Annotated in this window: 24 protein-coding genes, 1 tRNA gene and 1 rRNA gene; 9 read left to right on the top strand and 17 right to left on the bottom strand. The window is 61.5% G+C overall.

The window, feature by feature from the left end; translation table 11 throughout:
• Positions 1-93: 93 nt before the first annotated feature.
• The 6 genes from VW35_RS16215 to VW35_RS16190 all read right to left on the bottom strand — a co-directional run bounded on the left by VW35_RS16215 (position 94) and on the right by VW35_RS16190 (position 6,225).
• Positions 94-1,581 (bottom strand): TRAP transporter large permease, encoded by a 1,488-nt coding sequence (locus VW35_RS16215; RefSeq protein ID WP_046144139.1) that lies wholly within the window; start codon positions 1,579-1,581, stop codon positions 94-96.
• Complete coding sequence (locus VW35_RS16210; RefSeq protein ID WP_046144138.1) at positions 1,578-2,183, bottom strand: TRAP transporter small permease subunit; 606 nt, start codon at positions 2,181-2,183, stop codon at positions 1,578-1,580. The genes VW35_RS16215 and VW35_RS16210 overlap by 4 nt, the downstream gene beginning before the upstream one ends.
• A 92-nt stretch (positions 2,184-2,275) precedes the next feature.
• A complete protein-coding gene (locus tag VW35_RS16205; protein ID WP_200896908.1) occupies positions 2,276-2,662 on the bottom strand; it encodes a RidA family protein in 387 nt (128 codons plus the stop codon).
• Positions 2,663-2,680: 18 nt separating this feature from the next.
• Positions 2,681-3,712, bottom strand: coding sequence for a DUF3298 domain-containing protein (locus tag VW35_RS20740; protein ID WP_052951802.1), 1,032 nt, complete (start codon positions 3,710-3,712; stop codon positions 2,681-2,683).
• 65 nt (positions 3,713-3,777) lie between these two features.
• Entirely contained in the window at positions 3,778-5,523 is a 1,746-nt protein-coding gene (locus tag VW35_RS16195; protein ID WP_046144136.1) for a sensor domain-containing diguanylate cyclase, read from the bottom strand.
• Between the two features lie 102 nt (positions 5,524-5,625).
• A complete protein-coding gene (locus tag VW35_RS16190; protein WP_046144135.1) occupies positions 5,626-6,225 on the bottom strand; it encodes an alpha/beta hydrolase in 600 nt (199 codons plus the stop codon).
• Between the two features lie 142 nt (positions 6,226-6,367).
• Here VW35_RS16190 and VW35_RS16185 point away from each other — a divergent pair, with 142 nt between their 5' ends.
• Positions 6,368-7,762 carry an L-serine ammonia-lyase gene (locus tag VW35_RS16185; RefSeq protein WP_046144167.1) on the top strand — a complete coding sequence of 465 codons (1,395 nt, stop codon included), beginning with the start codon at positions 6,368-6,370 and terminating at the stop codon, positions 7,760-7,762.
• 72 nt (positions 7,763-7,834) lie between these two features.
• On the opposite strand, the gene VW35_RS16180 is transcribed toward VW35_RS16185, so the two are convergent.
• Positions 7,835-9,268 carry a mannose-1-phosphate guanylyltransferase/mannose-6-phosphate isomerase gene (locus tag VW35_RS16180; RefSeq protein ID WP_046144134.1) on the bottom strand — a complete coding sequence of 478 codons (1,434 nt, stop codon included), beginning with the start codon at positions 9,266-9,268 and terminating at the stop codon, positions 7,835-7,837.
• Positions 9,269-9,481: 213 nt separating this feature from the next.
• Between VW35_RS16180 and VW35_RS16175 the strand changes: the two genes are divergently transcribed.
• The 3 genes from VW35_RS16175 to nadE all read left to right on the top strand — a co-directional run bounded on the left by VW35_RS16175 (position 9,482) and on the right by nadE (position 11,379).
• Positions 9,482-10,234 carry a Crp/Fnr family transcriptional regulator gene (locus tag VW35_RS16175; RefSeq protein ID WP_046144133.1) on the top strand — a complete coding sequence of 251 codons (753 nt, stop codon included), beginning with the start codon at positions 9,482-9,484 and terminating at the stop codon, positions 10,232-10,234.
• A 65-nt stretch (positions 10,235-10,299) separates the two neighbouring features.
• Positions 10,300-10,527 carry a DUF6894 family protein gene (locus VW35_RS16170; protein ID WP_046144132.1) on the top strand — a complete coding sequence of 76 codons (228 nt, stop codon included), beginning with the start codon at positions 10,300-10,302 and terminating at the stop codon, positions 10,525-10,527.
• Between the two features lie 24 nt (positions 10,528-10,551).
• Entirely contained in the window at positions 10,552-11,379 is an 828-nt protein-coding gene (nadE, locus tag VW35_RS16165) for an ammonia-dependent NAD(+) synthetase (RefSeq protein WP_046144131.1), read from the top strand.
• A 6-nt stretch (positions 11,380-11,385) separates the two neighbouring features.
• Here nadE and VW35_RS16160 read toward each other — a convergent pair whose 3' ends face one another.
• From VW35_RS16160 to VW35_RS16140, 5 genes are all read right to left on the bottom strand, one after another.
• Complete coding sequence (locus VW35_RS16160) at positions 11,386-11,625, bottom strand: DUF2188 domain-containing protein (protein WP_046144130.1); 240 nt, start codon at positions 11,623-11,625, stop codon at positions 11,386-11,388.
• A 72-nt stretch (positions 11,626-11,697) separates the two neighbouring features.
• Complete coding sequence (locus VW35_RS16155) at positions 11,698-13,155, bottom strand: PAS domain-containing sensor histidine kinase (RefSeq protein WP_046144129.1); 1,458 nt, start codon at positions 13,153-13,155, stop codon at positions 11,698-11,700.
• The gene (locus VW35_RS16150; protein ID WP_046144128.1) at positions 13,152-13,439 is read right to left on the bottom strand and encodes a circadian clock KaiB family protein; all 288 of its coding nucleotides are present in this window, start codon (positions 13,437-13,439) and stop codon (positions 13,152-13,154) included. Before VW35_RS16150 ends, VW35_RS16155 begins: the two co-directional genes overlap by 4 nt.
• 8 nt (positions 13,440-13,447) lie before the next feature.
• Complete coding sequence (kaiC, locus tag VW35_RS16145; RefSeq protein ID WP_046144166.1) at positions 13,448-15,139, bottom strand: circadian clock protein KaiC; 1,692 nt, start codon at positions 15,137-15,139, stop codon at positions 13,448-13,450.
• Positions 15,140-15,338: 199 nt separating this feature from the next.
• Positions 15,339-15,415: transfer RNA gene (locus tag VW35_RS16140), tRNA-Met, on the bottom strand.
• Positions 15,416-15,670: 255 nt separating this feature from the next.
• On the opposite strand from VW35_RS16140, the gene VW35_RS16135 reads away from it, so the two are divergent.
• Together VW35_RS16135 and VW35_RS16130 are read left to right on the top strand one after the other, a co-directional pair.
• Complete coding sequence (locus VW35_RS16135) at positions 15,671-16,708, top strand: aldo/keto reductase (protein WP_046144165.1); 1,038 nt, start codon at positions 15,671-15,673, stop codon at positions 16,706-16,708.
• Between the two features lie 62 nt (positions 16,709-16,770).
• Positions 16,771-17,502 (top strand): DUF599 domain-containing protein, encoded by a 732-nt coding sequence (locus VW35_RS16130; RefSeq protein ID WP_083982920.1) that lies wholly within the window; start codon positions 16,771-16,773, stop codon positions 17,500-17,502.
• Positions 17,503-17,535: 33 nt separating this feature from the next.
• On the opposite strand, the gene VW35_RS16125 is transcribed toward VW35_RS16130, so the two are convergent.
• The gene (locus tag VW35_RS16125) at positions 17,536-18,813 is read right to left on the bottom strand and encodes a tetratricopeptide repeat protein (protein ID WP_052951800.1); all 1,278 of its coding nucleotides are present in this window, start codon (positions 18,811-18,813) and stop codon (positions 17,536-17,538) included.
• Between the two features lie 214 nt (positions 18,814-19,027).
• On the opposite strand from VW35_RS16125, the gene VW35_RS21085 reads away from it, so the two are divergent.
• The 3 genes from VW35_RS21085 to VW35_RS16110 all read left to right on the top strand — a co-directional run bounded on the left by VW35_RS21085 (position 19,028) and on the right by VW35_RS16110 (position 20,282).
• Positions 19,028-19,339 (top strand): (2Fe-2S)-binding protein, encoded by a 312-nt coding sequence (locus tag VW35_RS21085; protein WP_083982918.1) that lies wholly within the window; start codon positions 19,028-19,030, stop codon positions 19,337-19,339.
• Positions 19,305-19,790 (top strand): bacterioferritin, encoded by a 486-nt coding sequence (gene bfr, locus VW35_RS16115; protein ID WP_046144162.1) that lies wholly within the window; start codon positions 19,305-19,307, stop codon positions 19,788-19,790. The genes VW35_RS21085 and bfr overlap by 35 nt, the downstream gene beginning before the upstream one ends.
• A gap of 75 nt (positions 19,791-19,865) precedes the next feature.
• Positions 19,866-20,282, top strand: a complete 417-nt coding sequence (locus tag VW35_RS16110) for a VOC family protein (RefSeq protein ID WP_046144126.1) — start codon at positions 19,866-19,868, stop codon at positions 20,280-20,282.
• A gap of 123 nt (positions 20,283-20,405) precedes the next feature.
• On the opposite strand, the gene VW35_RS16105 is transcribed toward VW35_RS16110, so the two are convergent.
• The 4 genes from VW35_RS16105 to rrf form a co-directional block, all read right to left on the bottom strand.
• On the bottom strand, positions 20,406-21,401 hold the full coding sequence (locus VW35_RS16105; protein ID WP_244465927.1) for an alpha/beta hydrolase: 996 nt from the start codon (positions 21,399-21,401) through the stop codon (positions 20,406-20,408).
• Positions 21,402-21,572: 171 nt separating this feature from the next.
• Positions 21,573-22,760 carry a lytic murein transglycosylase gene (locus tag VW35_RS16100; protein ID WP_046144125.1) on the bottom strand — a complete coding sequence of 396 codons (1,188 nt, stop codon included), beginning with the start codon at positions 22,758-22,760 and terminating at the stop codon, positions 21,573-21,575.
• Between the two features lie 158 nt (positions 22,761-22,918).
• A complete protein-coding gene (locus tag VW35_RS16095; RefSeq protein ID WP_052951799.1) occupies positions 22,919-25,114 on the bottom strand; it encodes a mechanosensitive ion channel domain-containing protein in 2,196 nt (731 codons plus the stop codon).
• Positions 25,115-25,804: 690 nt separating this feature from the next.
• A 5S ribosomal RNA gene (rrf, locus tag VW35_RS22320) occupies positions 25,805-25,894 on the bottom strand; the annotation flags it as partial.

Below are 25,894 nucleotides of genomic sequence, written 5' to 3'. Positions count from 1 at the left end.
GGCACTACTACCCCTCCCTCATTTACGGGGGGGGGGCCTGGCGCCCTGACTGCACGTCCGCCCTCGGGCTCGCCCCGAGGGCCCTCCACTCACCTAGAAAACCGGCGCCGGCGGTGTCTCGAATGCCGGGGCAGGTGGCGCGCCAAAGCTCGGTGGCGGTGGCGCGGTAAATGTCGGGCTTGTTCCCTCCCCTCCACCCATAGGCGGCAGGACGATCTCGACGCTGTTAAGGTCGACCTCGGGCCCCTTGTCGAGAAAGAACGTCACCAGCTGCGGGAACGCGATCAAAATCCCCACGAGGATCAATTGTAGCACCAGCCAGGGGATGGCCCCGAGGTAAATGTCGGAGGTCTTGACCTTGTCCCGCGGCACGATGCCCCGGAGATAAAAAAGCGCAAAGCCGAACGGCGGGTGCATGAAGCTCGTCTGCATGTTGGCGCAGATCATTACGCCGAACCAGACAAGGTCGATCCCGAGCGATTCCGCCACAGGCGCCAGAAGCGGGATGACGATGAAGGCGATCTCGAAAAAATCGAGAAAGAAGGCGAGGATAAAGACGAAAATGTTGACGAAGATCAGGAAGCCGACGACCCCGCCAGGCAGGTTGGACAAAAGCTCCTCGATCCAGTGTCCACCGCCTACGCCCTGAAACACAAGCGTGAACACGCGCGCCCCGAGGAGGATGAAGACCACCATCGCGGTCAGGCGCATGGTCGAGACCATGCCACCCCAGGTCACGTCCCAGCGCAGCCGCCCGTTCATCCAGGCCAGCAGCATGGCGCCGACGACGCCCATGGCTCCAGCTTCGGTCGGCGTCACAAGACCGAGCAAGATCGTGCCCAGAACGATAAAGATCAGCGCCAATGACGGCACCGTGCCGCGAATAATCTTGGCCCAGAGCGGCCAGCCCTTGAGCGTCCGCGCCTCCGGCGGCAAGGCCGGCACATGTTCGGGCCGGATGATGGAGAGAATGAAAACCCAGCCCATGAACAGCAGGACCTGGACGATCGAAGCGCCCGTCGCCCCGATATACATTTCGCCCGGCGAGCGCTGCAATTGGTCGGCGAGGACGATCAGCACCAGCGAGGGCGGAATGAGCTGGGTGATTGTGCCTGAGGCCGCGATCACGCCGGTCGCGTGCCGTACATTGTAGCCATAGCGCATCATCACGGGCAGCGAGATCAGGCCCATGGCGATCACCGATGCCGCCACCGTCCCGGTAATGGCGCCAAGGATCGCCCCAACGATGATGACGGCATAAGAGAGCCCTCCCCGAATGCCGCCAAAAAGCTGCCCAAAGCCGTCGAGCAAATCCTCGGCCAGCCCGCTCTTTTCGAGGATGACGCCCATGAAGGTAAAGAAGGGAATGGCCAGCAACAGCTCGTTCGAAAGCACGCCATAGAGCTGATAGGTCAAATTGCCCAGAAAATTGGGCGCGATCAGCCCAAGCTCGATGGCGATCAGCCCGCCGAAAAGGCCCACTGCCGCCAGCGAAAATGCCGCCGGATAGCCAATGAGCAGAAAGGTGACGAGTCCCCCGAAAAGAACCGGCGCCATGTTCTCACGCAAGAGATCGATCATTGCACCGGCTTCTCATAGGCAAATTCGCGGACATAAGTGGTGGTCAGCGCCAGGATACATTTGATGATCTCGGCAATGCCCTGCAGCATCAGCGTCGCAAAGCCGAGCGGCAGCATCAGGCGCACCGGCCAGCGCGGCAAACCGCCTGCGGCGTTCGACGTCACATTTTGCACCCAAGCCTGCACGAACCAGGGCCAGGTGAAATAAATCAGGAGAACGCAGAGCGGCATCAGAAAGAAAAGCCCGCCCAGAAGGTCGATCCAGGTGCGTGTGCGCTCGCTCACCGAGCCATAGAGCAGGTCGACCCGCACATGCTCGTTCATCTTCAACGTCCAGGCGCCGCCGAGCATCACCATGCCGCCGAACATGTACCAGACGCTTTCCGAGAGCACGTTGGAATAGTGGGTATAGATCCAGACCATGCCGCCGAAGACGCCGCCGCCAACACTGCGTTCGAGCGAAATCATGGCGCTGACCGAATAGCGGAAAATGGCATTGAAGGCGCTCACCAGCGCCGAGAGCAGCACCAGCCAAACCGCCACCAGCCCCACCCAATAGCTGATCGCATCAATCACGCGCGTAACGCGCAAGGCTATGGACACGCTCGACCCTCCCCGTCGATCGCAAGAGTGTCACAGTTGATGCAGTTCGTCCCGAATTTGCAAGACACGAATTGGCCTTGCGCACGCCTCTGTCAGGGGCGCCGTGCCACGAGATCGATTTCGACCAGCGCACCCACCGCTAGCGCCGTCACGCCAACGGTCGTCCGCGCCGGCAATTTTCCGGGCGCGAAAAAGCTCGGCCAGAGAGCATTGAGCGCGGCATAGTCGCGCTCGAATTCAGTCAGGTAAATCCGCGCCATGGTGACATCGGCCAGCGTCAGCCCGATCCCTCCCAGCACCACTTTCAGGTTTTCGACCACGCGCCGCGTCTGCGCTTCGATCCCCTCGGGCAGCGGCGCGTCAGGCGCCGTCGGGTCTGTTGGCATTTGCCCGGTCACGAAGACAAAACCATTGACCTCGGTGGCATGGCTGAAGGGCGCGACCGGACGTGGTCCGGAGGCGATCATGTGATGAAGAATCTCGCTCATGCCGCGCTCCTAGTACCGAACCTGATCCGCGGTTTCCGCGAGATAGGGCTGCAGCTTTTCCCAGCTGATCGTGGCAGTCGGTGCGCCATAGGCATAGGCGGCGATTTCATAGGGCTGGAACTGGATGATGAGCCCATAGGGATTGGAAATATCCCAGCGCTCGGGATCGGCCACGGCGTCGGCGATCGAGCTTTCGTCGTCGAGCATCAGGTTGTCGCCGTGCTCGGCCTTCAGCGCTTCCAGGGCGAGCTTGAGCAGGGCCGATTGCCAGCCTTTCTTGCCGAAGAGGTCGCGTGCCACCATCGGCCGGCCCGCGTCGATGAGATAGTGAAGATAGCTCACGCTCCCATTGCCGTGAGCGGCGCCATGGCCATACCAGTATGTGGTGACATCGAGCGTAATCCGGTCCGTTCCGGCAACTTCCTTGACCGAGATGGTATTGGCGATGTCGCTGCTTGCGTCATCCTCGGCGATATCGCCACCGCCGCCCGAAAGCTTCTCCGCCTCTTGCTGGACGAAGGCATTGAATGCTGCGGCATGGCTCTCCTCGGAATCGAGTTGCACATAGCTCAGCTCGTGCGTCGCAACCGGCCAGTTAGAGTCAGGCGTATCCGTTTCATTAGGATCGGGCATGGCGCTATATTCACCGACCGGATAAAACCGATTGCCGTCGATCATGCGGCTTTCCTCGAGCACGCTGCTGCGCGTGTCGAATGTACTGGTCAGGCACCCAAGCCCGCGCTCGTCGTAGCGCGCGCTGCCGGTCAGGGGCTTGGCGTCCTGGGTGCAGGCCCGCTGCGCATAATCGAGCCAGGCGCGCTGGTCAGCGCGCACCGAGGCCAGCGCGGCTTCGGAAAGTCCGCCGATCGCCGTTTCATAAGTTTTGGCCAGCCGGTCGTCGGCCGCCGACAGGTCGGGATGATCGCAGATCGCATGCTCGAACGGGGTCGACGCCTTGGCGCAATCAAAGCTTGCCGCATGCGCGGGCAGGCTTGCGCCGGCGAAGGCAAAGACAACCAGCAGAAAAACAGTCCGAAACATGCTCACCCTCCGGCAATTGGACGGGCTGATAGGACTGATCCGCGGCAGCTGCGTCAAGCCCGATCTCAGGCTACATGGCGGCGCGGGCTCGGACGCATTTCCTTGTCGAAGACCACCACCCGGCCTCGGCCTTCTTGCTTGGCGGTGTAAAGCGCAGCATCTGCCATGTCCGTCGCCACATCGAGCGTATCCCCGCCTTCGGCAAGGTATGCGCCCACGCTGAGCGAGACGGGGATGGTTGCGTTCGGGCCGATATCGATACCCTCTCCCACCGCTGCCCGCATGATCTCGTGCGCCTTGACGCGAAGGCTCGTCGGACCGCCATTGGGCAGGAGCACGATGAACTCGTCCCCGCCCCAGCGCGCACAGAATGCATCCGGCCCGATGGTCGCCTCGATGCGCCGCGCCACTGCAACGATGACCGCATCGCCCGCAGCGTGCCCATGGCCATCGTTGATCTGCTTGAAATGATCGACATCGACGAGGAGGATGCCATACGCGCCTCCCTTGGCGATGGCGCGCGCATGGGCGTCTGCAAAGCCGCGGCGGTTGAGAATGCCCGATTGTGCATCCCGGAAAGCGAGCCTTTCGAGCTCCTCGGTCCGTTCGTGAACGCGCGCTTCGAGGAGGCGCGTATTGTCGTCCACCCGCGAAGCCATCTGCGCCAGCGCTGTCGAAAGGCGCCCTATCTCGTCCTGCCGCCCGGCCGCAAGCCCAAGCGCCGGCGCATAGTCGCCCACGCGCGCCTTCTGCACCACATGCTCCAGCCGGCTAACCCGATCGAGCACCGCCCGCTTGAACACCAGCACGAGGACAATCGTCACCACTGCCATGATGGCGGCCAGCAACAGCCCGATCGGCACGAAGAGCCGCCGGTCGATAATGGTATCGATGTCCATGAAGGTGACATTGTACCAGCCGAGCTTGTCGAGATAGCCGATGCCGACCAGCGTTTCCTTGCCATTGACTGTGACGAAGGCGGAATCCGCCAGCATGCCGCCGCTCGTGACATCGGCCATCAGCCGGCGCAGCGTCTCGTCGTTTCCTGCCCCGGAAACGAGCGAAAACACCGTCCGCTTGCTGTCGATGCCGTCTTCGAAATTGGCAAGACTGACCAGGGTTTCGTCGCGATGCGCCTGGATCATCCCCTGCCGGTCGACGAACATCGAGGTGACGCCCCGCTGGGGCACATTGACGACTTCCTGGATAAAGGAGGAGAGGTCGATACCCGTGCCCAGCACACCCAGGACCTTCCCACCCTCGCGGATGACGCAATTCATCCAGACTTTGGTGACGCGCAGGTTGGCATCGTTGTTGACGTTGAGGTGACAGCCTTCGCCAAGCGACAAGACCGAATAATACCACGCATCGTCCTGGTTCTGCGGGTCGAGCGTGTAGCGATACTGGTCGCCGGCATAGGCATTGGCACTATCGTTGAAATAGTAGTTTCCAGAATCTGCAACGACGAAAAAATAAGAGCCATCGGCAAAATACCGTCGGTAATGCTCGAGTTCGGCAATCCCGCGGCGCCGCCGCTCCGGGTCGTCCTCGTCTTGCGCCCAATCGCGCACCGCTTGGCTTCCGGCCAGCGTTTCGGCAAGCGACACTTCGCGGATCAGGGTGCCCAATCCACGATGGCGGTCATAAAGCACCTGCTTTTCCGCAAAGAGCGTGCCGAGTTGCACGACAGTCGAATTGACGACCCATTGGAAGGCGAAATAAGCGGGCACGGCAACGGCAGCAAAACCCAGAAGCACGAAAACCAGCACGCGGGCGCGCAGGCTGTCGGCAATCTGGCGACGGAAAGACATTCCGAAATCCACGGGCGAAATCAGGGTAATTACGAGGTCCGTACTATCCCTGCTCCGCCGTCTAGACTTCGTTAACGAGACGGAAACCGCCCCGAAAATTCTTTACCGGCTGAGAAAATTTTGTGCGGCGAGCAGCTCTTCGCGTCGGATTTCATGGCCGCCCGGATGCCAGACAAGATCGACGCTGGCGCCATGGGTATTGAAATAGTCCGCCAGGGCTTGCGTCGCCTGGGCCGGTGCGATCGGGTCGCGCTGGCCCGCCGTAATCAGAACTTTGCGGCCGGCAAAATCGCCGGGCTTTGGAGCAAACGGAATAAGCGGATGCATCAGCACGGTGGCGTCGAAAACATCCGGCGCCGCAAATTGCATCGAGGCGAGGATATTGGCGCCGTTGGAATATCCAAGGCCCAACACCAGGCGCGGCTTGCGCGCCGCAATTTCGCTGCGCACGAATTCGGCCATGGCCGTAGTCCGCTGGCCGAGGTCCGCCATATCGTAGACGCCCTCGCCGGTCCGTCGAAAATAACGCAGCGCCCCACCTTCGCTGACATCGCCCCGCGGTGCCACGCGCGCTGCGCCCGGCACAAGTTCGCCGGCGAGATCGAAGAACTGGTTCTCGTCGCCGCCGGTGCCATGAAAAAGGAAAATGAGCGGCGCGTCGGCAGTGGCGCCTTCGGCGCGGCGGGCATGATAGGCGGACATGGCAAGTCTCCTCTGTCGTCACCACTTCGATATCGGCAATCGTCTTTCCGCGGCAATCGCGCCGCAGCGCCACGCTCTGTTGCCGATTAAGGAACAATCCTCGCCATTTGCCGCGCGCCTTGGCACACACTATGATGAGACCATGTTTTTATCCGTCTTCGACGTCTTTAAGATCGGCATCGGCCCATCGAGTTCGCACACAATGGGCCCGATGAGCGCCGCGGGCCGGTTTCTTGGCGAACTCCGCGACGGCAACTGGCCTCGTGCGCGTCAGGCGCGTCCCGCTGCCATCACCGCGAGCCTTCATGGCTCTCTCGCCTTCACCGGCCTTGGTCACGGCAGCGACAGGGCGGTCATTCTCGGCCTTGCAGGGGAAAATCCGCGCGACGTCGACCCGGATCGCATGGACGCCATCATTGCCGAAATCCGCGACAGCGGCCGCGTCACGCCACCGGGTCACCCGAGCTATCGTTTCCGTCCTGCGGTCGATCTCGTTCTCGATACCAGCACGCCCCTCCCTGGCCATCCCAACGGCATGCAGTTCTGCGCCTGGGATACCGACGGCCAATTGCTTCTGCGCCGGTCCTATTTCTCGATCGGCGGCGGCTTCGTCCTCTCGAGCGACGAACTGGCTGCGCTCAAGGACGCGCCTGCGATTCCGCATGACGTCCCCTGGCCCTTCGCCAACGCGGCTGAAATGCTCGACATGGCGAAGCGCTCCGGCCTCTCCATCGCCGCCATGAAGCGCGCCAACGAGGAAGTGCGTCTCTCCCGCCGCAAGCTCGACGATGGTCTTGACGCCATCTGGACCGCCATGTCGGGGTGCATCGATCGCGGGCTGGTGCAGGATGGCCAACTCCCTGGCGGCCTCAAGGTGCGCCGCCGCGCCAAGGCGCTCCACCGTCAGCTTGCCGAAAAATGGCAGCGCAACGAAATCGACCCCCTGATGGGCAATGACTGGCTGAGCCTTTTTGCCATGGCGGTCAACGAGGAAAACGCCGCCGGCGGCCGTGTGGTCACCGCGCCGACCAATGGCGCTGCCGGTGTCATCCCCGCCGTCCTGCGCTATGCCGTGCAATTCCAGGCCGGCACCGGCCCAGCCGCCATCCATGATTTCCTGCTGACCGCCGCAGCCGTCGGCGGCATCATCAAGCACAATGCGTCGATCTCCGGGGCCGAAGTCGGCTGCCAGGGCGAGGTCGGTTCGGCCTCCGCCATGGCTGCCGCCGGTCTTTGCGCAATCATGGGCGGCACGCCCGAGCAAATTGAAAATGCTGCCGAGATCGCCCTGGAGCATCATCTGGGCATGACCTGCGACCCGGTCGGCGGCCTGGTCCAGATCCCATGCATCGAGCGCAACGCCTTCGGCGCAGTCAAGGCCGTCACCGCTGCCTCGCTCGCCATGAAAGGCGACGGCATTCACGCCGTCCCCCTTGATGCCTGCGTCGAGACCATGCGCCAGACCGGCTCCGACATGAGCGAGAAATATAAGGAAACCAGCCAGGGCGGATTGGCCGTCAATGTGGTGGCGTGCTGAAAATATCTGAGGCCGTCACCCTACGCCAGGTGCGCCATCCCGAAGGATGACGCAGCAAGCCTTGAAAGCTCCTCAGTTCCGTCCGAACTCATCTTCGATCCGGATGATATCGTCTTCGCCGAGATAAGACCCGGTCTGCACTTCGATCAGCTCGAGCTCGATCTTGCCCGGATTGGCCAGCCGGTGCGTGCAGCCGAGCGGCAGATAGATCGACTGGTTTTCCGCCAGCATCGTCACGGTGCCATCGACCGTCACTTCAGCGGTGCCCCGCACGACCACCCAGTGCTCGGACCGGTGATGATGCTTCTGCAAAGAGAGCTTCTTGCCGGGCTTCACAAAGAGCTTCTTCACCTGGAAGCGTTCGCCCATCAGGATCGACGAATACCCGCCCCAAGGCCGGTATGATGTCTTGTGCGTCTCGGTCAGTGGCCGCGTCGCCGCATCGGCTTTCAACTGCTTGGCGATGGCGCCGACATTCTGCGCCTGGCTCAGCCGGCCGACGAACACCGCATCTTCCGTTGCGATCACGGCCACATCGTCGAGCCCATCGACAACCACGTGCGCCGTATCGGTGACCACCAGCGAATTGGTGGAATTGGACACCAGTGCCGGACCCGAAACGGCATTGCCCTTCTCGTCCCGCTCGTGGCCCTTCCAGACCGCGTCCCAGGCGCCGAGATCGGACCATTCGAACGACACCGGCAGCACCGCCGCCTTCGCTGTACGCTCGAAGATCGCATAATCGACCGAGATATTGGGCGAAGCCGCAAACGCTGCTTCATCCAAACGAATGAAGTCGAGGTCGCGCTTGGCTGCCGAAACGGCGCCGCGTGCTGCAGCAAACACCTCCGGCGCGAGCTTTTCGCATTCGGCCAGAAACACCTTGGCCGGCAGCATGAACATGCCCGAGTTCCAGGCAAAGCCGCCAGTGCTCAGCATTTCCTGCGCTTTTTCATGGTTCGGCTTTTCGACAAAGGCCTTAACCTTATGCGCGCTGTGGCTGAGTGCCTCGCCGATGGCGATATAGCCATACCCGGTTTCCGGGCGATCCGGCGTAATCCCAAACGTCACGAGGTGCCCGTCGCGTGCCGCGAGCGCCGCATCATCCACCGCGCCAAAATAGTCGGCGCTGGCCGGAATGAGATGGTCGGATGGCAGCACATGGATGATCGCGTTTTCATCCTGGCTCACCGCCACCTGCGCCGCCGCCGCGATCGCTGCCGCGGTGTTCCGCGCTACCGGTTCAAGCAGGATCGCCCCAAGCGCAATCCCTCGCTCCTGCGCCTGCTCGGCAACGAGGAAACGATATTCGGCATTGGTGATGACGATCGGCGCACCATAGCGACCGGCGTCCTTCACCCGCTCCAGCGTCTGCTGAAAAAGGCTCGTCTCCCCGATCAGGTCGATGAACTGCTTGGGCCGCGCCGAGCGCGACTTCGGCCACAAGCGGGTCCCCTGACCCCCGGCGAGAATGACAGGAACGACCACGCTCACGCTAAACCCCATAAATTCCGATGTATCTGTCCTAGAGCACAGTAAGGCGCGGCCCGCAAACGGGCTAGAGCCCCGTGGTTAAGATCAGCGCTGCCTCTGGTGCATCCCTGTGCTTTGTTTCACGCTACCGGTGCAAGACGAATCGCGGATGACAAAGCGGAAAGACGGTTGCGACCATCGCGCGCGCCGAACGTTATGCGTCATCGGAAAGACCTCAGGACAAAAATGAACAGCGCTATTAGAGCATTGATCATCCGGCTCGAGACCATCGGCGAAGTCACCGAAATCGATAAGGTGGCTCTGGCCGCATTGCCCGTCCAGGAGCGTTTTTATACGCGTGGCAGCGAAATCATCCCCGATGGGGAGATTTCAACGAGCTGCTGCCTGATCCTTGAAGGCTATGCCTATCGCTCCAAAACCCTTCCTGATGGCAACCGGCAGATCTTCTCGCTCCACACCTCGGGCGACATTCCCGATCTTCATAGCCTCTACCTCCCCAAGATGGACCATACCCTGGGTGCCATCAGCGATTGCATCGTCGCGCGGATTCCTCATGACGCGGTCAAGGACGCCCTGATGCGGGCGCCTTCGCTGATCGGCCTCCTTTGGCGCGACACGCTGATCGACGCTGCTGCTTTCCGTGCCTGGATGCTTATGCTCGGGCAGGCCGATGCTGCCTCCCGCATGGCCCACCTTTTCTGCGAACTCTATATTCGCCAATCCATGGCCGGCCTTGCCGATGGCAATAGCTTTGCCCTCCCCCTCACCCAGACCGACCTAAGCGATATTCTCGGCACCTCAGTGGTGCACACCAACCGCACCCTGCAGGATCTGCGGCGGCGGGGCCTGCTCGATTTCGACCAGCAGGTGGTGACGATCCTTGCCTGGGAAGAGTTGCGTGCGCTGGCCCAGTTCGATCCGAGCTATCTGCACTATCTCGACCGCCGCGTTGGCCGGGTCGATCCCGCAAAGTTGTGACAGCCGCACATTTTTGAAGGAACGCAATACCGTAGCGCCTAATTCTCGGAGCGGAGGGTGCTGCTATGCCGCTGTTCTACTTCGATTTTACCCAGAACGATGTCGTCAACGACGACACCACCGGCCAAGAGCTTGCAGACCTCGCAACGGCAAAGCGCGAGGCGGTCAAGGCGCTGGCCGAAATCGCCGCCGAGGAAATCCCGCGTGACGGAAAGCTCTTTCTTTCTGTCACGGTTTGCGATCATCGTCGCGATATCTGTTTTACCGCCAAGCTCACCTTTGAGCCCTCCTGACCTGCCGCCGGAAGCCCTCTGCCCATGACGAGCCAAACCGACATCATCAAGGCCCTCAATGTGGCCCCGGACTTCGAGGCCGCACGCGAAACAGAGCGGCGCATCGAATTTTTGCGTACCCGCCTCCTCCGCTCGGGCCTCCAGACACTGGTGCTCGGCATCAGCGGCGGCGTCGATTCGACAACCGCCGGACTTCTTGCCCAGCGCGCCGTAAGGGACCTGCGTACCTCCGGCATCGATGCCCGCTTCATCGCCGTGCGCCTACCCTTCGGTATCCAGGCCGATGCCGCCGATGCCGAGCGCGCGCTTGCGGCGATCAAGCCAGATACGACCTTCGAGATCGATATCGCGCCAGCCACCAATGCCCTCTGGCGTTCGCTCGAAAGCGCCGGCTTTGCCCCCAAGAACGCCGCCCAGGCCGATTTTCTGCGCGGCAATGTCAAGGCGCGTCAGCGCATGGTCGCTCAATATGCCTTGGCAGGTGGCCTTAATGGCCTCGTCATTGGCACCGATCATGCTGCCGAAGCCGTCATGGGCTTTTTCACCAAGTTCGGCGACGGCGCAGCCGATATTCTGCCGCTTGCCGGCCTCACCAAACGCCGCGTCCGTGCCCTCGCCGCCCATCTCGGCGCACCGTCCGAACTCGTAATGAAAGTACCGACCGCCGATCTCGAAGATCTGGCGCCGCTGCGTCCCGACGAAGACGCCTATGGCCTCACCTATGATGAGATCGACGATTTCCTCGAAGGCAAGGAGGTGGCTCCCGCCGTTGCCGAGGCGATCATCGCGCGCTATCGCGCCACGGCCCATAAACGCCATCTACCGATCGCGCCTTGGGATCGACCCGAATAAGACCGCTTAATCCTCGCGCGGCTGATCCGTGTCTTCCGTCTCGCCCCCGCTCCGCCAGACCGTATGCGTCTGCGTATCGGGTTCCTGAACGATCACCTCGGCATCCGCATCGCCGGAATTGCGCGCATCCTCGATAGCGGACTGCACCGCCTCTTCCCGTGTCTTGAACGGTGCCGAAACGCTGCCGCGATTGGTATGCTGCCAGGCGTCGTTCCGCTGGCAGACGATGAAATGGCTTTGGCTCATCTGGCCCTCCTCTTTGCCGCGATAACGGCAGAGGGTATCCAGGCGTTGCTGCCTGATTGCGTGTTGATAGGCCTAGTGCAGATCCTCGAGCGGCAGGGCGATGCGGCAGACGAGCCCCTCGGGCGCGAACTCAACCTCGGCGCCGCCGGTGGCCGAATATTGAAGGCTCCGCGCGATGACCGTCTGGCCGAACCCATTCCGCGTCGGCGCCTTGACGGGCGGCCCGCCGCTTTCGCGCCATTCGATGATGAACCGATCGTCCCCTTCGCGCGGCGGCAGCGGCTGCACGGTCAACTGACCGCCTGGCACCGACAGCGCACCATATTTGGTCGCGTTGGTCGCCAGTTCGTGGATAACGAGCCCGAAGGCGATTGCCGCCCGCGGCGCCATTGGCCGGCCGAGATCGCGCGTCACGAGCCGCCCTGCAGCACCGCTTGTGTAGGGCGCAAGTTCGCTCTGCACCACGTCTTCGATGGTGAGGTTGGTCCAGGAATTTTCGGCCAGCAGGTTATGCGTTGCCGCCAGCGCCTGGATGCGGCCGGTAAAGGCTTTCTGGAAGCCTTCGAGCGTATCTTCGTGATGCAGCGTGCGGCTCGAAATCGAGAGCACCAGCGCCAAAGTATTTTTTACGCGATGGTCGAGTTCCCGCATCAACAGCAATTGCTGCTTTTCGGCAGCCTTGCGCTGGGACATGTCGACCATGGTGACGACACAGCCGCTGATTGCATCATTGCCGATCTGCAATGGCGCCGCGCTGACGAGATAGTCCTTGACCTTGGGGGCATTGGGCGCATGGGCCTCGACGCCCTGCACTGCGGTGCCCTGGATGGCCATCTGCACGATATCTTCGGCAGTGATGAGCCCTGTCGCATCGGGAAAAACGAGCGGCACGGCTTCGGCAAAAACTCTTCCGAGAAGCTCGCCTGAAAAAACGGCATGCGCCGCGCCGTTGGCATGCGTGATGATGCCCTGGCGATCGCATACCAAAACGGCCTCATTGGCCGAGGCGATCACTGCCCGCGCGGCGCGCTCGCTCTGCTCGGCCGCCTCGGCGCGCACCCGCTCGGTCACGTCGGTAAAGGTGACGGCGACGCCAAGCGTCGTTGACAGGCGCAAGGGCGTTGCCGCGAGAATGAAGTGGAGCTGCTCGCCCCCGCGCTCGAAGCTGACCTCGGTCGAAACCGGCCCCACGAGCGGGGGCACGAGGAGACGATCGACCGCCAGCGCCACCGGAGCCGGCGCCACTTCGCTCATCAGCTTGCCCTGCAGCGAATTATGCGTCAGCCCCAGCGCGCCGCCGAGATTGGCATTGGCATAAAGCACCCGCCCATCCTGGTCGATCGCCACCGCACCGACATTCATCACCTCCATGAAGGCGTGATAGGCGTCTGCGCCACCCCCGATATCAAAGACCTGGGGGTCGTTGGCTTCACCCACCACCAGCGCGTCGACATCGCCCTGGTTGATGGCCCGCAGCGTATCCTCCGCTTCCGCAAGCCGCCGCCGCAGTTCGGCGATTTCGTCGCTCATTCGCCCTGGACCTTGAGATTGACCAGTACCTTTTCGATATCGGAAAGGTCCCCGATAATCTTGCGGATCGGCACGGGCAATTCGCGCACGAGCGTCGGTATCGCAACGATGCTGTGTTCCTTGGCAAGCTTGGGATTCTGCCTCAGATCCACCACTTCAATTTCATACTGACCCGGCATGTGCTCCTCGGTGATGGTCTTGAGGTTGGCAATGGCCGCCAGCGATTTGGGTGTTTGCCCCGCCACATAAAGGGTCAATTTCTTCGGGTTTGACGCTTCTGTCATGTCGATCCCTATTCCCCGTCGCTGGTGCGACGGCTCTTCTGCATTTCCAGTGCGTCCGCGGCAGCCCGCCGGCGATAGTCGGCTTCGGACGCCGCCACGCCTGCAAGTTCCGCCTCATCGTCGTCGATCTGCGCCTTGAGCGCATCGATCTGCGCCATCGCATGGCGGCGGCGCGCCTCGATCTGCTTGCGCGCGCGGTCGACCTCGTTCAACCGCTCGATTTCGAGCCGGCGCGTCTTGGCTTCCTCGAAGCGTCGGGCCGAACCGGTTAGCGCGCCCGTTTCGCCGAGATAAGGCGGAAGGAGGCTGATGCCTTCGCTGCTCATCACGAATTCGCGCACCTGATTGGAATGGGCCGTGCCGCGCGCCTTGAGCAGATACAGCTCCCGATTGAATTCGCCATTAGCTTCGCGATTGAGCATCAGGATCCAGCCATCCATCAGCGAAGAAAGACCCGCATCGGTCGCAACCACGCCATCCTGGTTGTGATTGAGATGGGTAAAGACCGCCGAAATGCCCCGCCCCTTGAGGAAATCGACGACCCTCAGAAGCATCGATTGCACTTCGAGCCGGTCCCCGCTTTCCATGAAGGCAGAGATGGGGTCGAGCACCACGACCTGAGGATCGAACTTGATCACTTCGCGCAGGATGATCGCGAGGTGCATTTCAAGGCTGTAAAAAGTGGGCCGCGCCGAAATGAAGCGGATAAGGCCGGCATCGGCATAGCGCGCCAAGTCGAGGCCGATCGAGCGCATGTTGCGCATGATCTGGCCTTCCGATTCCTCGAAGGAAAAATAGATCGCCCGCTCGCCCCGCTCGGCCGCGGCATGGGCAAAGCTTGCCGAAAGCGTCGACTTGCCCGAACCGGCAACACCCGAAACAAGGATCGAGGAGCCGCGATAGAAGCCGCCGCCCGAGAGCATGGCATCGAGATCGCTGATGCCCGAAGCGATGCGCTCGTCGGAAACCTTATGATCGAGCCCGAGCGAGCTGACCGGCAACACCGAAAAGCCGTCCCGATCGATCAGAAATGGATATTCATTGGTCCCATGTGCCGTGCCGCGATATTTCACGATGCGCATACGGCGGGTCGAAATCTGGTTTTGGACACGATGATCGAGCAGGATCACGCAGTCCGACACATATTCCTCGAGCCCCTGCCGCGTCAGCGTGCCGTCGCCCCGTTCGGCGGTGATGACCGTCGTCATTCCCTTGTCCTTGAGCCAGTCGAAGAGCCGGCGCAGTTCGGCGCGCAACACGGCCTGATTGGTAAAGGCTGAGAAAAGGCTCTCGATTGTGTCGAGCACGACCCGCTTTGCGCCGATGGCATCGATCGCCAGTTCGAGCCGCAAGAACAGGCCTTCGAGATCGAAATCGCCCACTTCCGCCACTTCCTGCGGATCGAGTTCGACATGCTCCATCGAGATCTTCTCTTTGGCGATCAGGTCATCGATGTCGAAGCCGAGCGAAGCGACGTTGGCGGCAATATCGACGGGCCGCTCTTCGAAGGTGACGAACACCCCCGGCTCGTCATAGTCGCGCGCGCCATGAACGAGAAAGGTCGTCGCAAAAAGCGTCTTGCCGCAGCCGGCGGAGCCGCACACCAGGGACGGACGCCCACTGGGCAAACCGCCCAGCGTCAGATCGTCGAAACCTTCGATACCCGTGAGGGATTTGGCAATGCCGAGCGAAGCGTCCATCATCTTTCCAGGCTTTATATCCAGTCGGTTCTAGGCCATCGGGCCCCTGTCCACCAGCGAGATGCCCAAAGCATCGCACGGCTCTTGACCGCAGGGAACTAAGCCCACGCGGTCTCCTACGCATTCACTCAGATTAAGCGCCGCCATACGGGCCCCAGAAAAGGCAAAACCCAGTCAGCGACAAGCTGACTGGGTTCATTGGTTGCGGGAGCAGGATTTGAACCTGCGACCTTCAGGTTATGAGCCTGACGAGCTACCGGGCTGCTCCATCCCGCGTCAAACACCGCGCCTCGGCGCCGTGTGAGGGGTATATAGGGGGTCCCGCCCAAGACCTCAACCCCCAAAGCAAAAGTGGTGACGGTTTTTTGACACTGCCCTTACGAGCCCAGCAAAATCAGGTGCTTGGGCGAGTCGGTTTGTGGAAAACCCCGCTAGCCGGACGGCTTGATCCCATGTGGACTTCCGCTCAGCACCGCCTTGGCGCTAGGGTCCGGCCGCTTTGCGACAGATCGAGGATTGCGCCCCATGGCCATGAAGATGAAAACGCTCGGACGCACCGGGATCGAGGTCACCGAAATCTGCCTCGGCACCATGACTTGGGGCAGCCAGAATAGCGAGGCCGAAGGCCATGCCCAGATCGCCATGGCGCGCGATGCCGGCATCAATTTCATGGACACCGCCGAGCTCTATGCCGTCCCCGGCAGCCCCGAGACGTCGGGCCGCACCGAGGAGATCATCGGCAACTGGTTCGCCGCCAACAAGGATCGCGACCAGTGGGTGCTCGCGAGCAAGATCGGAGGGGGCGGCAATAGCTTCCTGCGCGGCGGGCACCGCGCCGACGGCGCCTCGATCCGCGAAGCCGTCGATGGCAGCCTCAAGCGGCTCAAGACCGATTATCTCGACCTCTACCAGATCCACTGGGCGAGCCGCGGCCATTATCACTTCGAAAACTACTGGCGCTACGCCCCGCAAAATCAGGACACGGCCGATGTCCTTGCCAATCTCGAAGACATGCTCGACGTCCTCGGCGACCTCGTAAAGGCCGGAAAAATCCGCGCCATCGGCGTTTCCAACGAAACCACCTGGGGCATCGCTCAATGGCTGCGCATCGCCGAAGCCAGGGGCCTGCCGCGCCTTGCCAGCGTCCAGAACGAATACAATTTTCTCCGCCGGCTCTTCGACCATGACCTCGCCGAGCTCAGCCACCACGAGGACGTCGGCCTTCTCGCCTATTCCCCGCTTGCCGCCGGCATGCTGACCGGCAAATATCTTGATGGCGCCACCCCCGCTGGAAGCCGCAAGGACTATCAGAAGGGTTTTTGGCGCCTCAACGAATTCTCGGAAGTTGCCACCCGCGATTATCTCGCGATCGCCCGCAAGCATGGTCTTGACCCAGCCCAGATGGCCATCGCCTTCTGCATCGGCCGCCCCTTCGTCACCTGCACCATCATTGGCGCTACAAGTACTGAACAGTTGGCGCATGATCTCGGCGCCGTCGATGTGACGCTTTCCGAAGCCGTCCTCGATGACATCGCCGCTGCCTTCCGCCGCCATCCCCGGCCACTCTGAGGCGCGCACAGCGCCTCAAATCAGGCTATGATGGCCGCGATCCGCACGCTTGGGGGCCAGACGTGACGACGACGCTTTTTACCTCGCTTTTCCCGCTCATCGCCTATTTCGCCTATAATCTTCTCGTGCCGCTCGTTGAAAAGCGCCGGCCGTCGCTTTCGAGCATCATGAACATGCAGCGCCGCCGCTGGGTCTCCAACGCCACGCTGCGCGAGAGCCCGTTCGACGCGATCCTCTCGGGCAATATCATGGGCTCGGTGAGCTTTCTTGCCTCGACATCCGTGCTCCTGGCGCTCGCCGTCTTTGCCGTCTTCGGCCAGCTCTCGACGCTGATGGAGACCCTGTCGAGCATCTCTCCGGACAATCGCTTCACTGTCGGCGATGTGCAGGCCCATCTCATGGTCATGCTCGCCATGTTCGTCCTCGCCTTCTTCGCCTTCACCCTCTCGCTTCGTCAGTTCAACCATTTCTGCATCATGCTCGGCGCGCTCGAACATGATCGCATCACCAGCGAAGAAGAGATCGACGCCATCACGCGCATGAACGCTTTGGGCGCCCAAAACTTTAATTCCGGTATCCGCGCCTATTATTTTGCGGTCGCGACAGTCGCCTGGTTCGTCTCAGAATGGCTCGCTGTGGCTGCGTGCCTAGCCACCGTGCTGATCCTTGCCCATCGCGAATTTTTCTCGACCGCCCACCGGACGGCCGCTTCCGCCGCCGTCATTGCCGCGCGCCACCGGCAAAAGCTCAAGCAGGCCTCCGCCGCAAAAGAAAAGGGCGCGGGCGACTTCTAGTCACCCACGCCCTTTGGTCAGGCTTGCAAAAGCCTACTTGGTCTTGATCTTGCCGCCGCTGCTCGGCGTCGGTGCGCCACCCTGGTCGAGGCGCGCCAGATTTTCCACCGCCAGCTCGTAGCCCAGCGCGGCGGATTGCTCATAATAGCTCCGCGCCAGGTCGAGATCGACATCGACGCCAAGCCCGTTCTCATAGATGTGGCCCATATTGTTAAGCCCGATCGGCTGGTTCTGGTCGGCCGCCATCTTTGTCCATTTGAGCCCTTCGGCATAATCGACATCGGTGCCGGTGCCATCGAGATAGAGCAGGCCCAGATTGACCGCGGCGCGCATTTCCCCGCCTTCGGCCGCCTCGCGATAAAGCGCGATCGCCTTGTCGTAGTCGCGCTTGACGCCGCGACCGTCTTCATAAAGCAGCGCCAGGTTATGTTTTGCGAGCGCCATGCCCTGGTCCGCGGCAAGCTGATAGAGCCGCGCGGCTTCCTCGACATCGGCCTCGATGCCCTCGCCATTTTCAAGAAGGAAGGCGAGGTTGTTCTGGCCATACATGTCGCCCTGGTCGGCGGCGAGGCGGTAAAGTTCGGCCGCCCGCTTGAGATCGGCAGGCTGGCCCAGGCCATCCTGCAGGATCTTGCCCAGATTGACCTGCGCCGAAACATCGCCGCCATCGATGGCGCGTTCGAACCAGGCTGCGGCCGCGACATAGTCGAGCGGCACGCCGAGCCCTTCCTGATACATCAGTCCCAGATTGGACTGTGCCTTGGGCATGCCCTGTTCGGCTGCCGCGCGATACCAGCGCGCTGCTTCATTGTAGTCCTGTTCGACGCCCTCGCCGAAATCATAGGACAGCCCGAGGCTGTTCTGCGCCAGCGCAAATCCCGCCTCCGCGCCGCGCCGCAAGAGTTCGGCGCCCTGCTCCATGTCCTGCTCGACGCCATCGCCCGTCGTCAGCATGTCACCATAAATGGCAAGCGCGACCACACTGCCGTCTTCGGCCGCTTCCTTGAACAACGGCAGGGCTCTTTCGGTGTCGCCGGCTGCAAAATAGGACCGTGCCAGCCAGCCCTTGACCTGGGCCGAAGTCGGCTCGGCCTTCAGCGCTTCGCTGCATGCCTTGATCGCTGCCTGGGTATCGATGTCCCAGGTTTCCCGCCCGATATCCTCAAAACCGATTTCATACTGGCTGGCTGCTTCCGCCGCGCAGGCGTCCGCAGCCGGCCCGGCCATGGCCGGCACCATCGGCAGCAACAGCGCCGTCGCGGCGCCTGCAATCAGAAGGGGCGTGTGTCTGGTGGGCTTTGTCAGTCTCATGTTGCTCTCCCGCAAGCTCAAGCCGGCTTTGTCCCCACTCTATCCAACCTATTGCGACAAGAAAAAGGGAGTGGGCGATATTCCTTGCCGAGCCCGCCCCGTACACGCGCCAAGCTGCCTGTGCCCGGCCCTGGGCTGCGGCAATTATGATGTTGACATTCAACTATGCGGAGCGTTTATTGCCGCCCGTTGAGAAGACGTTCCGGCCCAAGCTATGCTCATCTGCCAGTGCAACATGATCACCTCCAAGGAGATCGAGGACATCGTCCTGGACTTGCTCAAGGCCGATCCGTGGCAGCTCGTCGTTCCGGCAAAGGTCTATAGCGAACTCAATCGCCGCGCGAAATGCGCGGGCTGCGTGCCGAATGTGGTGGACATTATCGTCCAGGTCACAGAGAATTATCACGCCCAGAATGCTCATCCGCCTGGAGACGTCGTCACGTTCCAGACTGGGCTAGAAAAGCTCAAAAAGCAACGCAGTGGAGTACGTCGTGAAAGGCGAAGCACAGGTCATCGAGCGGCTTAACGAAGCCCTCTTTCTCGAACTCGGCGCCGTCAACCAGTATTGGGTGCATTATCGCCTGCTGGATGATTGGGGCTACAAGAAGCTCGCCGCAAAGGAACGCGCCGAATCCATTGAAGAGATGCATCACGCCGATCGTCTGATCGAGCGCATCATCTTCCTTGAAGGCCACCCCAATCTCCAGCGCGTTGCCCCGCTGCGCATCGGCCAGACCATCAAGGAAGTGCTCGAAGCCGACCTTGCAGGCGAATACGATGCCCGCGCTGCCTATAAGGCCAGCCGCGAACTCTGCGAGAGCCTTGGCGATTATGTCTCGAAGAACCTCTTCGAAGATCTTCTCGCCGACGAAGAAGGCCACATCGATTTCCTCGAGACCCAGCTCGATCTTCTCGACAAGATCGGCGCCGAAAAATACGGCCAGCTCAATTCGGCCCCGGCCAACGAAGCCGAGTAAATCGTCGAAGTTTGAAACGCCCGGCCTGTCCGGGCGTTTTGCTGTCCGGTTTTTGCTTTTTAGGGTTTTGGTGCAATGGCCTATCATACAGGACGTCTCATCGATCATGTGCATTTGCGCGCCCATGATTTCGAAAAGACCCGAAAATTCTATTCCGCTATTCTGGAAGTGCTCGGCATTCCCATCACGGCCTCTGGCAAGGATTGGATGCAGGCCGACGAACTCTTTATCGACCAAACCCCGGGCGATATCCTGCCCAGCCACGTCCACCTCGCCTTCCAGGCGCGCGACGAGGCGATGGTCGCCGCCTTTCACAGGGCAGCAATCGCCGCCGGTGGCACCGACAACGGCGGGCCGGGTGAGCGCGATTATCATCCGGGCTATTACGCCGCCTTCGTCATCGACCCGGACGGCAACAATATCGAGGCCGTCTTCCACGGCCCCAACAAGCGTTCCGCAGCTTCGGTGGTCATCGAACCTAACCGGCCGTGAGCCAAGTCAGGCTGGCCGAACCAGCCTCACTCGTCCGCATCCACCGTCATTGCCCGGCTCGTCCGGGCAATCCAGCTTTCCCGGTGAGATCACCCGGCAGAAGCGATCGGATGGGACCGATCCTTATTCCTCGATCGGCTGAAACATCGAATTAAGCTGGGAAACGATCTGATCCATCGGCGCGATCGCTTCCGGCAATTGCTCGGGCGCTTCCGGCGCCACGGCGACATAAGGCACGCCGCTCGGGAAGGCCCCGAAGCGCTGGAAAAAGCCGACCATGTCGTCGAGCACAGGCATGCGCCAGCGCCAGAGGGCGCCCATGGCGATCACCGGCTCCATATGTCCGAAACCTTCGTAATATTGCGTGGTCACCCAGACGCCCTGCGCCCGCAGCCGCTCGGCAAAATGATTGGTGTTCTGGACGCGAACGATCGGATCGGTCGTGCCGGACGCCAGATACATGGGCGGCGCGTCGGAAGTGATGAGGTTGATCGGCTGCGTCCCTTCCGGGCTCGGCGCATAGCCGAACGCTTCCTTCACTTCGCTATATTCGAAGGGGTAGAAGTCATAGGGCCCCGAGAGTGCGGCTACCGCCAGGATCGGAATGGTTACGCCGAACTGCTGCCGGTATGACGGATCGAGCGCCAGCATCACCGCATTATAGGCGCCGGCCGAGTGCCCGGCGAGGAACAGCCGGTTGGGGTCGCCGCCAAAGGCTGAGATATTGTCCTGTACCCAGCGCAGCGCCGCGGCGCTGTCATAAATAAAATCGGGGAAGCGCACTTCCGGCACGAGGCGGTAGTCGGCGATCACCGTCACGAAGCCGCGCGATGCCAAGGCCCGCCCGACGAACTGATAGTCGCTGCGCTCCCCGCGGCTCCAGCCGCCGCCATAGATGAAGAATACGACCGGCGCCGGCCCGTTCATCTGATCGGGGGCATAGACGTCGAGCTTGTGCCGCGGCCCGGTGGCATAGGCGATGCCATCGCCCACCTTCGACGTGCCGCCATCCATGGCAGCCGGCAGGTTGAATGGGTCCATCACCGACACGGCATGCGCCTGGATCGGCAGCAGGAAAACGAGAACCGCCAGGGCGGCAAGGATGCGAGTTCTGGTCATATCGGACTGATCGTGGCTGAAGGGCGATCGCACCCTGCGGCACGATGCGGATCTATTTATGGCACCCGAAATGGGCGAGGGCAGGCGCACCGTCCGGCGCTAGCCTGCCCTCTACTTAAGCCCCTCGAGTCTGCGCGCCTATGGTTAATACAAGGTTAACGCCGAAGTGACCTAACGTTTGAGCCTGTCGAGCAGCAGCCCGGAAATGTACCCGTCCGCGGGCAGGCCGGCCCGCGTCTGGAAGGCGAGGACCGCCGCCCGCGTCTTCGGCCCGACGACGCCGTCGGGCGAGCCGACATCATAACCCGCGCGGCTGAGAAGACCCTGCAATTCGGCGCGCTGCGCCTTGTTGAGCGCAAAGTCCCCGCTCGGCCAGGGCGTTGCAAATTCGCCGCCACCGAGGATGCGGTCGGCAAGATGCCCCACGGCCAGGGCATAGCTGTCGGAATTGTTGTAGCGCTTGATCACATCGAAGTTCGGCAGCAACAGGAAGGCCGGGCCGCTCGCGCCAGCCGGCATATAGAGCCGAGCCATGTCTCCGGCCCGCGGGAAGGGCCGGCCCGAAACCCGGCTGATTCCCATCTGCTGCCATTGGCCGAGCGGTGCCTTTTCAAGCTGCCGGGCCTTGGCGAAGTCGAAAACTGCCGGCACCTTGACTTCGTAGCCCCAGGTCTCCCCTGGCCGCCAGCCGAAGGCATTGAGATAATTGGCCGTCGAGCCCAGCGCGTCGGGCACTGAATTCCAGATGTCCTTGCGCCCGTCGCCATTATAGTCGATCGCATAGCGCATAAAGCTCGAGGGCATGAACTGGGTGTGCCCCATGGCCCCGGCCCAGGAACCGATCATGTCGTTGGGCTGCACGTGCCCGTCGGATACGATCCGCAGCGCCGTCAGCAACTCCTTGCGGAAAAAGTCCGGGCGATAGCCGTTCTCGGTCAGGGTCGCGAGCGCATAAATGGTGTTGGTGCCACCCATGAAGCCGCCGAAATTGGTCTCCATGCCCCAGATGGCGAGCACGATTTCCGATTGGACACCGAAACGCTGCTCGGCCCCGGCAAGCGTTTGGCTCCATTCGCGCGCCATGCCCTGGCCCTTGGCTGCCTGCGCATCGGTGACGCGTTTGGCGATATATTGCTGCACCGTCTGGCTGAATTCGGGCTGCTTGCGCGTCAGCTCCATGATCTTGGCGTCCGGCGAATAGCCGGCGAAGGAGGCTTCGAACGCCTGCCGGCTGACGCCATTGGCTTGGGCATCGGGCCAAAGGCCGCGCACGAAATCGGCGCTCGCCAGGGCAGGCAAGGCCGCTCCGGAAAGGAAGGTCAAGGCAAGCACCAGCTTGCTCAGTCGAGATCGGATCATGTCGAGCCTCGTGATACGCGCTACCAGAAAGTCACGAGCGCGCCGGCTTAACTGCAACAAGCGCGCGTATCAAAGAATTAACGCATCCGATTAAGATCGCCTTAAGGCAGTGCCTGGGGGCGATCACAATGATTTCAAGCACGCTTTGCTGAATTGGCTCAGGCCGGCACTTCGCCCATGGGCATGTCGCCATGGCCAGCATGCTCGCCCTTGCCCTGCAGGTAACGGACCTTCGGGGTCGGCGTTTCGATGCCGCGCTCGGCAAAAAGCCGCATCAGCGTCTCGCTGTAAAACCGGCCGGCGCCCCATTGCTTGCCAGCCAGCGTCTTGATGCGCGAGCGCAACGACACCGATTGCGGCGTGATGGCGATCAGCCCCTGTAGATCGAGATCATCGAGGATCACGTCGCGATATTCGGGGTTTTCCATTACCTTGGCAAAGGCGTCGCGCATCGCCTGCTTGGCGCCGTCGATATCGCTGTCATAGGCGATCTCGACCTCGGACACATAGAACGAGAAGCCGCGCATCATGTTCGACACCTGATCGACCGATGAGAACGGAATGAGATGCACCGTCCCGCTCATGTCGCGGATTGTCACCGAGCGTATGGTCAGTTTTTCGACCACGCCCGATTTGCCCGCAGCCTCGACGACGTCGCCCTCGTTCATCACGTTCTCGAACTGGATGAAGATGCCGGTAATGATATCCTGCACCAGCTTTTGCGCGCCAAAACCGATCGCAAGGCCGACGACACCGGCACCGGCCAGCAGCGGCGCGATGTTGACCCCGATCTGGGCCAAGGCCAGCATCAGCCCGAAAATCACCAGCGCCACGGTAAAGGCGTTCTTGAACAGATTGAGCAGCGTCTTTTCGCGCGGCGTCGGCATCCGCCCGGTATTGGCGCTGAGCCGGTATTCGACCCAAGAGGCGACGACGACGTGGAGAATAATCGCGATGAGGACGATCAGCGCCGCCGAAACGATGGATCCGGCCACCGACAGCCCCTCGTCGCTCCCGATCCAGCCGGCAAAGTCGAACAACGCCCAGGCCTGGCCGATAGCGATGATCACCCCGGCAATCACCACCCAGCGCACCACGGCCATCACCGCCGGCACAAAGGCCTTGAGCCGGCTTTCAAGCAGCGGCAGGCGCTGACTGACATCCTCCGGCAGCTTCAAGCCCACATTGACGAACCGGCTGATGAACCCGACGATCAATGACCCAACCACGATAGCGATCAACGATTGCAGCGTCGCCCCCAGCATGAACGGCAGGGCATCGTCGGGATTTGCAAACCATACAACCAGGAGCGCGAGCAGATAGGTGATGGCCAGCACATGCCAATGTTGCCCCACGGCCGCCAGCACCCGCCAGAGTCCGGAATGGCCATGCCTCACCGAAAGCTCGGACAACCAGATCCGCACATCGTCCTTGTTCTGCAAGACGATGATGACCCCGACAACGACGGCGGTCACCATCACCAGCACCTGGATCGCCGCGGCCGCTGCCGGCGAGATCGTCGTCCGTGCCATCGGGGCGACGAACATGAATGTATAGCCGAGAAGCGAAATCACTCGCGCCAACCAGAATGACCAATAGGCAGCATTGGCATCCGTTACCGGAAGGAACCGCAACTCGATATGCCGCGGGGCAAGCAGCACGCGAATCACGAGCTTGCAAAGCTCGACCAGCAGGAACGCGTTGAGAAGCAGGCTCTGGTTGATCCCCATTTCCCCGTTTGGCGTGGTCCCGAAATTGAGCGCAAGCACATAACCAAAGGCCCAGGCCACCACCACCGTCAGCGTATCGATCGCCGTTCCGACGATGACGATGCCAAGCTTTTTCCAAACATTGCCCTTCTTGCGGCCCTGCGAAATTTTCGCCAGCACCGGCTGTGCCAACAGTTTGAACAGCCAAAAACTGCCAAACAGCCCGACAAGCACGATGCCGAGATTGATGCCCAGCGTCCTGATCAGCTCATAATCGGCATTAAGCGTGCCATTGATCGCCTGGCGGAAGTTGAGAAAAACCCCACCGACCGCTCGCACCGTGGCCGATGCCCCCTGCGCCACGCTCCGCGTGTATTCGGCCAGTTGCCGCGCAATACTGAGATCGGGCAGCGCCTCTTCGGCCGGTGCCGCATCCTCCGCCGGCGCTGCCTGCTTTAGCCGCTCGATCAGAGCTGCCCGCGCCGTGTCGTCCTCAAGAATGCGCACGAGATCGTCGACCGCTTGCGTCGACCCCGCATCCGCACTTTCGGCCTCCGCGGGCGCCGGAGAGATCCCGGGCACCTGCGCCACAGCAGGCGAGACAAAGAGAAGTGCAACGAAGAAAAGGCGAATGATGAACTGCATAACCAACGCAAATGAAACCGAAACTGGGCTTCAGCATGGCGGCTCAGGACGCAAGGTCAAGCTCAAACCCTCCCAATCGCCATCACGCGTGTCCGCTGCCGCCGCCAGATCCAATAGCTTTTCGATCACCCAGCTGGCGTACCACATCGCGCGAACGCACTAACCGCTTTTCGCGAGCTTCGGCGACCACGCTCCAGCACCCGCATCGCATTGTCACCATTGGCTAAGGTTCGCGCCTTAAGGCATAGTTATTTGCCAAAGTGCAAATCCTCTTTAGTGCCTTTGGGAAAAGACCACAGTCAAAACGTCCTGCCGATATCGTCCCTTGCAGACTGGATGGGACGAAGGCTTGATTCCGATTGGAAAGCGGGCAGAGCGGCCGCTTGCGCGCGGTCTTCCGGGGCGCATCCGAGCCCTCTTTGCCAAATGCAAGGAGTCAGATTTCCAAAAGATTTTCGGGTCTGGCCGCTCGAGGAAAATTTCGTGTTTCACCAGAATACGATCTTCGAACGATCACGAAGGGAGCGGGAGCAGACCATGCTCGAATTGCGCCGCCTTCATGGCGATAGCGCCTTGTAGCCGGGATCCCGGAGCAACGTTCGCGTTTGACCGTTGGAACGCAAAAAGCCTCCGCTTATGTGCGGAGGCTTTTTGGTTTGGTTTTGTAAAGAGGTGATGTGTTTTTGGCAGACCTTGCAGTGACCTACTCTCCCAAGTCTTGAGACTTAGTACCATTGGCGCGGAGGGATTTGACGGTCGAGTTCGGGATGGGATCGGGTC

The organism is Devosia soli (genome assembly GCF_000970455.1).
Classification (GTDB): Bacteria; Pseudomonadota; Alphaproteobacteria; order Rhizobiales; family Devosiaceae; genus Devosia; species Devosia soli.
The sequence above is the reverse complement of the archived record's forward strand: the minus strand, read 5'-3'. Positions and strand labels throughout refer to the sequence as shown.

Excerpts from the sequence above, each read along its gene's own strand:
- VW35_RS16150 (WP_046144128.1), bottom strand. The coding sequence starts at position 13,439 with ATGACAGAAGCGTCAAACCCGAAGAAATTGACCCTTTATGTGGCGGGG.
- kaiC (WP_046144166.1), bottom strand. The coding sequence starts at position 15,139 with ATGGACGCTTCGCTCGGCATTGCCAAATCCCTCACGGGTATCGAAGGT.
- VW35_RS16125 (WP_052951800.1), bottom strand. The coding sequence starts at position 18,813 with ATGAGACTGACAAAGCCCACCAGACACACGCCCCTTCTGATTGCAGGC.
- VW35_RS16180 (WP_046144134.1), bottom strand. The coding sequence starts at position 9,268 with ATGGGGTTTAGCGTGAGCGTGGTCGTTCCTGTCATTCTCGCCGGGGGT.
- VW35_RS16105 (WP_244465927.1), bottom strand. The coding sequence starts at position 21,401 with ATGACCAGAACTCGCATCCTTGCCGCCCTGGCGGTTCTCGTTTTCCTG.
- VW35_RS16175 (WP_046144133.1), top strand. The coding sequence starts at position 9,482 with ATGAACAGCGCTATTAGAGCATTGATCATCCGGCTCGAGACCATCGGC.
- VW35_RS16155 (WP_046144129.1), bottom strand. The coding sequence starts at position 13,155 with ATGAGCGACGAAATCGCCGAACTGCGGCGGCGGCTTGCGGAAGCGGAG.
- VW35_RS16190 (WP_046144135.1), bottom strand. The coding sequence starts at position 6,225 with ATGTCCGCCTATCATGCCCGCCGCGCCGAAGGCGCCACTGCCGACGCG.
- VW35_RS16195 (WP_046144136.1), bottom strand. The coding sequence starts at position 5,523 with ATGTCTTTCCGTCGCCAGATTGCCGACAGCCTGCGCGCCCGCGTGCTG.
- VW35_RS16135 (WP_046144165.1), top strand. The coding sequence starts at position 15,671 with ATGAAGATGAAAACGCTCGGACGCACCGGGATCGAGGTCACCGAAATC.
- VW35_RS16215 (WP_046144139.1), bottom strand. The coding sequence starts at position 1,581 with ATGATCGATCTCTTGCGTGAGAACATGGCGCCGGTTCTTTTCGGGGGA.
- VW35_RS21085 (WP_083982918.1), top strand. The coding sequence starts at position 19,028 with ATGCTCATCTGCCAGTGCAACATGATCACCTCCAAGGAGATCGAGGAC.
- VW35_RS16185 (WP_046144167.1), top strand. The coding sequence starts at position 6,368 with ATGTTTTTATCCGTCTTCGACGTCTTTAAGATCGGCATCGGCCCATCG.
- VW35_RS16095 (WP_052951799.1), bottom strand. The coding sequence starts at position 25,114 with ATGCAGTTCATCATTCGCCTTTTCTTCGTTGCACTTCTCTTTGTCTCG.
- VW35_RS16170 (WP_046144132.1), top strand. The coding sequence starts at position 10,300 with ATGCCGCTGTTCTACTTCGATTTTACCCAGAACGATGTCGTCAACGAC.
- VW35_RS16160 (WP_046144130.1), bottom strand. The coding sequence starts at position 11,625 with ATGAGCCAAAGCCATTTCATCGTCTGCCAGCGGAACGACGCCTGGCAG.
- VW35_RS16100 (WP_046144125.1), bottom strand. The coding sequence starts at position 22,760 with ATGATCCGATCTCGACTGAGCAAGCTGGTGCTTGCCTTGACCTTCCTT.
- VW35_RS16110 (WP_046144126.1), top strand. The coding sequence starts at position 19,866 with ATGGCCTATCATACAGGACGTCTCATCGATCATGTGCATTTGCGCGCC.
- VW35_RS20740 (WP_052951802.1), bottom strand. The coding sequence starts at position 3,712 with ATGTTTCGGACTGTTTTTCTGCTGGTTGTCTTTGCCTTCGCCGGCGCA.
- nadE (WP_046144131.1), top strand. The coding sequence starts at position 10,552 with ATGACGAGCCAAACCGACATCATCAAGGCCCTCAATGTGGCCCCGGAC.